Consider the following 270-nt stretch of genomic DNA (forward strand, 5'->3'; position numbering starts at 1 on the left):
AGCGTGTAATCTTCTCTGGATACCTGCTCCAATGCCTCAACATCACTAATCTGTATCGGCGCAACAGCAGAACCTAAATCTATTACGTCGATTTTTTTTTCTTGATACCGTCACACCAAAGGTTTGTTCATACTGAGCAATTTTCCCAGTTCGTTCAGGCCAGTAGTGACGGATCGTGGACCAGATACGCTGTGAGTTGTAGATGCAGGTCATACACGACGACCGGCTCCAGCCAAGGCGATAAGGGACTGGGGCCAGGATGCGGTGACG

The 270-nt window shown here is 49.3% G+C and carries 1 pseudogene; it reads right to left on the bottom strand.

Going from position 1 to position 270, the window contains the following annotated elements:
• Positions 1 to 270 (bottom strand): annotated as a pseudogene (locus BHE89_RS01795) (phosphohydrolase); the annotation flags it as partial.

Origin of the sequence: Shigella sp. FC1967 (assembly GCF_001743005.1) — a bacterium.
GTDB lineage: Bacteria > Pseudomonadota > Gammaproteobacteria > Enterobacterales > Enterobacteriaceae > Proteus.